The organism is Novosphingobium sp. ST904, from assembly GCF_001298105.1.
Lineage (GTDB): Bacteria > Pseudomonadota > Alphaproteobacteria > Sphingomonadales > Sphingomonadaceae > Novosphingobium.
In genome coordinates, this window is the sequence record NZ_LGJH01000069.1 from 1 (window position 1) to 6,513 (window position 6,513).

The 6,513-nt window shown below is 57.9% G+C and carries 9 protein-coding genes and 1 pseudogene; 2 read left to right on the forward strand and 8 right to left on the reverse strand.

What is annotated here, in order from left to right; translation table 11 throughout:
- Positions 1-135 precede the first annotated feature (135 nt).
- The gene (locus tag ADT71_RS00850; protein WP_054434255.1) at positions 136-411 is read left to right on the forward strand and encodes a hypothetical protein; all 276 of its coding nucleotides are present in this window, start codon (positions 136-138) and stop codon (positions 409-411) included.
- Positions 412-624: 213 nt separating this feature from the next.
- Here the strand turns inward: ADT71_RS00850 and ADT71_RS30935 are convergent, their stop codons facing one another.
- From ADT71_RS30935 to ADT71_RS00875, 5 genes are all read right to left on the reverse strand, one after another.
- Positions 625-885: a hypothetical protein gene (locus ADT71_RS30935; protein WP_132470462.1), complete on the reverse strand. Its 261-nt coding sequence runs from the start codon at positions 883-885 to the stop codon at positions 625-627.
- 336 nt (positions 886-1,221) lie between these two features.
- Complete coding sequence (locus ADT71_RS00860) at positions 1,222-1,767, reverse strand: ImmA/IrrE family metallo-endopeptidase (RefSeq protein WP_054434260.1); 546 nt, start codon at positions 1,765-1,767, stop codon at positions 1,222-1,224.
- A gap of 34 nt (positions 1,768-1,801) precedes the next feature.
- Positions 1,802-2,164: a helix-turn-helix domain-containing protein gene (locus ADT71_RS00865; RefSeq protein ID WP_054434263.1), complete on the reverse strand. Its 363-nt coding sequence runs from the start codon at positions 2,162-2,164 to the stop codon at positions 1,802-1,804.
- Positions 2,165-2,355: 191 nt separating this feature from the next.
- Positions 2,356-2,556 (reverse strand): hypothetical protein, encoded by a 201-nt coding sequence (locus ADT71_RS00870; protein ID WP_054434265.1) that lies wholly within the window; start codon positions 2,554-2,556, stop codon positions 2,356-2,358.
- Positions 2,553-2,792 (reverse strand): hypothetical protein, encoded by a 240-nt coding sequence (locus ADT71_RS00875; RefSeq protein ID WP_054434267.1) that lies wholly within the window; start codon positions 2,790-2,792, stop codon positions 2,553-2,555. Before ADT71_RS00875 ends, ADT71_RS00870 begins: the two co-directional genes overlap by 4 nt.
- Before the next feature lie 359 nt (positions 2,793-3,151).
- On the opposite strand from ADT71_RS00875, the gene ADT71_RS00880 reads away from it, so the two are divergent.
- Entirely contained in the window at positions 3,152-4,339 is a 1,188-nt protein-coding gene (locus ADT71_RS00880; RefSeq protein WP_082370064.1) for an integrase arm-type DNA-binding domain-containing protein, read from the forward strand.
- An 88-nt stretch (positions 4,340-4,427) separates the two neighbouring features.
- On the opposite strand, the gene ADT71_RS00885 is transcribed toward ADT71_RS00880, so the two are convergent.
- From ADT71_RS00885 to ADT71_RS29870, 3 genes and pseudogenes are all read right to left on the reverse strand, one after another.
- Entirely contained in the window at positions 4,428-5,651 is a 1,224-nt protein-coding gene (locus ADT71_RS00885) for a type II toxin-antitoxin system HipA family toxin (RefSeq protein WP_197282871.1), read from the reverse strand.
- A complete protein-coding gene (locus tag ADT71_RS00890) occupies positions 5,651-6,001 on the reverse strand; it encodes a helix-turn-helix domain-containing protein (RefSeq protein ID WP_197282872.1) in 351 nt (116 codons plus the stop codon). Before ADT71_RS00890 ends, ADT71_RS00885 begins: the two co-directional genes overlap by 1 nt.
- Before the next feature lie 414 nt (positions 6,002-6,415).
- Positions 6,416-6,513 (reverse strand): annotated as a pseudogene (locus ADT71_RS29870) (IS5/IS1182 family transposase); the annotation flags it as partial.

The window sequence follows — 6,513 nt, forward strand, 5'->3', positions numbered from 1 at the left end:
GATCCGTCCCACAAACACCGCTCCTAAGTTCGCAAATAACTGCGACCTTAAGACCGATCCATCATCCCACCGGCAAGGCGCCGCTCAGCAGATGCGTACGCCAGTACGCAAGGTGGCTGTTTTCCTCAGAAGGAGATGGCGATGCGTAACTGGCAAACCGCTGCACCGCAGTGGATCGCCCGCATTCACGGCGAGATGCCCGAGGCCACCCCAGCCGAACTGCGCAAGGCGCTCCGCGCCGCCGCCTCAGATTTCCATTGCGGCACGTCCTGGGGCAAGAAAGTGTGGGCCAAGCACTGCCGGGTCTACCTAGCGCGCATGGCAGGCAGAGGGGATTTCCGGGCCGACGGAAAGGAAACCGTTTGGCCAGCCGATATCGTGTTCCCTTGGCGCGGCGAGAGCGGCGCATGACCGGGTACGTATCGCCATACCCGGCTGAGGTCGGGCCGAACTATCGCAACCGGATCGAGGGCGACGCGGTGGTCGAGCGCATGCACATCATGCCCCGCCAGGACGGCGGCGAGGAAACCTGCCAGCCGCGGCTATGCCGGGAGTGCGAGCGGGAGCGCACTTGGGCAGTCGGTCAGACTAAGGGAGCCAAGACTTGATCGCTTGCTCTTCGGCTTAGGGTACCAGTTTGCGCAACGCAGTGAAAACTTCGTCATGCTGTTCCAAAAGTGCTGCTACTAATTCGCTTCCCGACAAATCGGGATTATCAAGGGGCGCTCTCGCCGAATTTTCAATGACTTGAACATCTTCAGCATTGATTTCTCCCTTTTTAGCTAGTTGCCCGAGAAGCGCGGAGAAACCGTTGAAAATCGACAAGTTCATTGAAGCTAGTGCGCCAACAGTGCGCATGTAATCTTCTGGAGAGACAGTGGTCATAGAGAGCTTTCAAACAATGGGAGCCATCGGCTTCGGGACTAAGCCCGAAGCGATTTGAAGGTTGGGTTGAAACTAGGTGTCGATTAGACGTCCACCAAGATCCGGAAAGCCTTTTTGCCATACCAGCTGGCATAGACACGCTTACCGTTCTTGGTGATCCACTTCACGAACACCCACTTCTTCCCTGGAGGAGGAGTGGAGGACACGAGAGGTCTCCAAAAAACACGGCCTCACGTTCTTGCTTCCTTAACCGTTTGCGCCTATTTCGACGCTTGACTCGAGCCGGTTTTGGATAGCTCACCCGTTTCAGGGGCCGCTTTCTGATCTGGGCTTTTCCTAAGGGGACTTGCTTTTGCGTGTCCCCTTTTTCTTTTTCGAAGCTTCGGCGGGGCCGAAATCTTCAAATCGATGATTGAGCTTGCGCGCACGGCACGTCGCTGCATTCCGACTAACGCCGAAGGTATTCATAGCTTCGATGAGGGTTTTGCAGCGCCGGAAACCCCTCTCAGGCATGAGAAAGGCCGCGGCGAAAATGTCAGCTTGCCGCTCGGGATCGTAAAGCGGATCGTATCGCGTCGAAAACGCGCGAAAGGTGGGCGCACCACAGTGCATGTAAAGGTGGCCAAACTCATGGGCGGCCGTCATCCTCGCTCGACCGTCTCCCCGTTCGAGAGCACGATTTACGCTCTCCTTTAGGTAGATGATCGGCTTCTGATCGTCGGTCAGGCCTTCCATAAGACCCATCTCATGATCTGCACGCACTTCGAACCGGTACCCCTCGACCGTATCGTAAAGGGCTCCATCGATAATGCCGAGCATCGACACTCGGCCATCGTCTGATAGTTGGAGGTCTCGCCGCGCTTTCGCGGCGAGTTCCTCCACTACGCGCCTACTTCGCGCCTTCACGATACGACCACTATCCACGATTAACATCCTCCATTATTCGTCGGAGCTGTTCCTTTTTCTCTGCCGGGAGGCGAGCGAATCCAGAGGCAAGCGACGCAGCCAATACTCGATCTTCATGGTCGGCATTTTTGCCTAACCGGATGTTGTACATGCTAACCGCTTGAGCCGCAGCTCTACGCAACGAGTTTGCATCATTTCCAATCAGACCAAATTCACGAATAATCTTCTCGGTGATTGATTCTTGTGCAGGCTTCGATCCAGTTTCGATTTGGCTGAGGTAGGGCACGCTCAAGCCAAGCTTCTTCGCGAGATCGCTGAGCGTCATTTTCCGCTCCTTACGTTCTCTCCGAAGTATCGTTCCGAACTGGTCCATGGCTTTCTCCTAGAATATGAACCGACAATCCCTCCGCCCTATGCCCAACGCCCCAAGGCGGAAAAGTTTGCTAAGTTGGCAAATAATGCTGATCGGCTCAGGCCGCAAGCAAAACTTTGCCAGGCTGGCAAAGTTTTTGAGTGAGGGCTTGTTGGCGACGAGGAGGACGCCGGCCCTATAGATGTAGGGTGCTATTCCCCGAAATCACGCCGCAACACCTGGAGCGACGCCCGCGCGTAATCCAGCATCACGCGCTGCCAGTAAGGCCCAGCATGTTCCCATGGGCGCCATTCGTTGTCTGGATCGCGCGTCTCCTGCGTAAGCCACATGGCCTCGGCCATCTGCTCGATAAGCGCTTCCTCATCATTCGCGGTGCAGATCCGGCACGTCATCGACCGGCACCCATATGGAAGAGGTTCGGCCGGGGTTCTGGCGCGCGCACCTGAAAGCCTTCGAAGCGCGCAACGATGAACTGCACCGCTGCCTCCTGAGCTTTCCGCGCCTTCTCCGTATCCTTGACCAGCATGTCGCGCTGGACCGATCGCGGGATCTGCTGGAAGCCCCGCGTGATCTCGAATCGGACCTGGTCGGCTGTCAGGACGTGGGGAAAGGACTGTTCACTGCTCATGAGAACATCATAGGAACATGCAGCCGATTCGAGAAGCGCACACAGAACGCCGTTGCGGCGGATGATTCGCGGGTTAGGCGGAGGCCTCGGGATCCTAACCGAAGCGCAAAATACGCTGGGGGTACAATCGGGGGTATCGCATTCTCGGGCCCACGCGAAAGACGCAGAAATGCGCCATTATTTGCCGATCTTGCGACGGGCACCCTCTCCGCCACTTACTCTTCCAGACACATCCAGAGCGATCCATAGAAAGCCAAGGAATTCCAAGGCTTACCAAGTGATTCGCGTCCTGCCGCATCCAGCCCGATCCATCGGTGTCCGATTGGTCATGTGGGATAAAATGTGGGAAGGTTTTGGTCATGGGAAAGCTGTCCGCAACGAGCGTGAAGGCTGCCACGCGGCCCGGCCGAATGGGCGACGGTGAAGGATTGTACCTCGTCGTGCATCCTACCGGCTCGAAGAGCTGGATATGCCGCGTCCAGAAGCACGGGATGCGACGAGACTTCGGTCTTGGCAGTGCTGCCAAAGTTTCGCTCGCCACAGCCAGGGACAAGGCGAGGGAAATCCGCAGTTGGGTAGAGATGGGCCTCGATCCCATCTTCGAGCGGCGCAAGGCGCAGGGCATCCCAACGTTCCGTGAGGCGGCAGCCAAGGTCATCGCTGCGCACAGCAAGACATGGCGCAATGCGAAGCATGCAGGGCAGTGGTCGAGCACGCTCGAGGCTTATGTCTTTCCTCATATCGGTGACCGCCAGGTGAGCGAGATCACGGGCCCGATGATCCGAAACCTTCTTTCTGAAATCTGGCTCTCGAAACCCGAGACGGCGAGGCGGGTGCGCCAGCGGATCGGGGCGGTTCTCGATTGGGCCTACGCCTCGGGTTATCGCGAAACTGAGGCTCCTATGCGCGCGATCACGAAGGGGCTTCCTCGCCAGCCCAAGAAGGACGGCCATTTCGCTGCCATGCCCTACGATAAGGTGCCGACATTCCTGCGGCGTCTGCGAGAGCGCGAATCGTTCAGCCGCCTTGCGCTCCAGTTTGCGATCCTGACGGCCGGACGTTCTGGAGAAGTGCGAGAGGCGACTTGGGATGAGATCGATCTTGAAGCCAAGCTCTGGACCATCCCCAAGGATCGGATGAAGGCCCAGCGCGAGCATGTCGTGCCGTTGGGCGAGGGCGCCTTGAAAATTCTGCGCCGATGCGAGGAATTGCGGCTGGGGGCGGCTACCCTGGTATTTCCTGGGGCGCGGCCTAAGTCCCCGCTGTCCGACATGACCCTTACCAAACTGCTTCGCGAGATGCGTGAGCCCTATACCGCGCACGGTTTTCGCTCGTCTTTCCGAGATTGGGTCAGCGAGGAAACCCAGCATCCTGGCGATGTTGCGGAGGCAGCGCTTGCCCACGTGGTGAAGAGCAAGACCGAGGCAGCCTATCGCCGAGGCAATCTGTTGGAGAAGCGCCGGGCGATGATGGGCGACTGGGATGCTTTTTGCGGAGGATCGAACCTTAAGGCTGATGGGAAGGGTAATTCAGAAAGCTCGCAATGATCCGTTGCGCCGTATCTCTCCTTGGCTTGCTAATTCAGTCATATTTGATGATTTATTAACTTTAACTCAGCAAATATGAATTATATAGCTAGTGCGAGTTCCATCTCGTCGTGAACGAACGCTGGCTCATAGGATCTTGCCAGCGGTCCGGATACGCCGACCTCTCGAAGCGCATTGCGCCATGACGAGGACACCGTCTGTGCCAGCCCTTGAATGGTGTTGCGGGCTTCCTGCTCCCTGATTTCGAAGAACTCGCAGGCCTCCAGCGCAAGCGCCATTGAGCGATCATGCGCACCGCCTTCCAGGATCGCCGTTTCCAGATGCGGGTTGCGGTCGGGGGCAGGATTGACGTCGAACACGGCGACAGGCGCCATTGCCCGCCGCCGACATACAGGAAGCCGTGGTTCTTCAGGTGGTCGTCCTTGTTCGACACAAGAATGGTGAACGTGAGGCGTCGGTAGAGTTCGCGAAAATCTTGTCTGGGCTGGGGCGAGTATTGCCGGATGAAGTCGACGATCTCGGTATAGGAGCCCAGTTCCGCACCGCTCTTGCCGAGCGCGGTACGTGCCGAAATATAGGGAATTCGGTTCACGCCTCTGCGGTCGAACCGCTGGATCAGCGCTACGGGAAACGGCGTATCTGCCAACTCGAGACGCGCCACGGGCGTGCGGATGCCACAGGCGGCAGCAAGACGTAGCGTCGCCACTTCTACCCGTTCGATCGGTTGCTGGTCGTGAACCGAAGTGAATTTTGCGAGCCACAGGTCGTCCCCATCCCTGACATTGGCTTTGGGGCGGGCGCCGCCCGAGCCACCCGCGCCTGCGAGCGCTTGCATTGCTTCGGCGGATACCTCCTTGCCCTGTTCGTAAGCGCGCGCAATCGCCGTGATCGCTTCCAGATCGACGAGGCGAGGGACAGAATCTTCGGCATTGCCGCGGATGACCTGACCATCCTCATCGAGAAAACGCATGGCTCCCTGACGGCAGGTGTCATCAGACAGCGTAAGGTACTCGAACTCACTGAGGCCATTGCCGTAGGCACGTTCAAGCAACCGTCGCCCCCAGCTATCAGGCGCAGCATCGGCAAACACGCCTGCCAATGCGTCGCGCCTGTTGGCGGACTGTCCCGATCGGTGGAAAGGCCCGGCCTCAAGGGTGAAATCCGGCTCGATAGCAAAGGCGCGCGGATTTTCGATCCATGCCGGGTCATAGCTGAACGTCGAGAATTGGCGCGGGCCAGCATGGGTGAAGCGTAGTTGCCCAACCGGCGTCAGGCTTTCTCCGAGCGCGACACGGGCAATGAAGTCGGTCATCAGAACGCCGCCCCATCGGGGTCGATGATATCTTGTTGGCCTTCGCCCTTCCTGGAATGTGCTTTTTGCGATTTCAGACGGGCGGCGAAAGTGCGTCCTCGGCGCGGACCGCGCTCGACCGCCAATGCCAGTCCGAGGTCATCCTTGCGCACGTCCACCAGGTCGGTAAGCCGCTCGATCAGCCCAAGCGCGACCAAAACCTCGGCGAGCGTGCCTATCGCTACGCCGCTATCACCCTTCTCAAGCCGGCTGATCGAACTGGGCGATGTACCTGCTCGTACTGCCAAATCGGCCACGGCGACCCCGCGTCGCAACCGGGCGGTGCGAATATCATTGCCGAGGCGTTCCAAGGCTTGCTTTGCTTTTGGGGATCCCATCGCATGCATCCAAATATGACGATAAAAATCTATTATCACGTCATATATGATGTATTAAATAACCATGCAAGGAGGAGCGACCTCGCTTCTCCGCATCTTCGCCCACTTTCTACATCGCTTGGAGATGCGCCGTGGCACCGCTCCAAGGGGATTTGCGAAAACAGGTCAGTTGTCACCTCTGTGACTTTCGAATCAAGCTTGGATGACGTCGCTAGAGAAACTGCCTGCCGATCTGAGAATTGCGCCTTTTCCCCTGATTGCGGTCTGGAATTCTCATTGCATAGGGCAGACGAACTGAGGTCATCGTGGGCATGCGGCAGCGACCTCACATCTGCACAAGTTTCCAGCCATTTTCTCTCGCCAATACCGTGACTTGGCGATGATTTTCTAGGCCGTAGACTCATAAGCTCGCAGCCATAGCCGCATTGAGGCAAGTTGAACCATGGCGAGGAAGTTGGCGGCGAGCTTGTCGTAACGGGTGGCGA

Bases quoted from the DNA above. Each gene is read 5' to 3' on its own strand.
- ADT71_RS00850 (WP_054434255.1), top strand. From the start codon at position 136: ATGGCGATGCGTAACTGGCAAACCGCTGCACCGCAGTGGATCGCCCGC.
- ADT71_RS30935 (WP_132470462.1), bottom strand. From the start codon at position 885: ATGACCACTGTCTCTCCAGAAGATTACATGCGCACTGTTGGCGCACTA.
- ADT71_RS00865 (WP_054434263.1), bottom strand. From the start codon at position 2,164: ATGGACCAGTTCGGAACGATACTTCGGAGAGAACGTAAGGAGCGGAAA.
- ADT71_RS00870 (WP_054434265.1), bottom strand. From the start codon at position 2,556: ATGACGTGCCGGATCTGCACCGCGAATGATGAGGAAGCGCTTATCGAG.
- ADT71_RS00875 (WP_054434267.1), bottom strand. From the start codon at position 2,792: ATGAGCAGTGAACAGTCCTTTCCCCACGTCCTGACAGCCGACCAGGTC.
- ADT71_RS00880 (WP_082370064.1), top strand. From the start codon at position 3,152: ATGGGAAAGCTGTCCGCAACGAGCGTGAAGGCTGCCACGCGGCCCGGC.
- ADT71_RS00885 (WP_197282871.1), bottom strand. From the start codon at position 5,651: ATGACCGACTTCATTGCCCGTGTCGCGCTCGGAGAAAGCCTGACGCCG.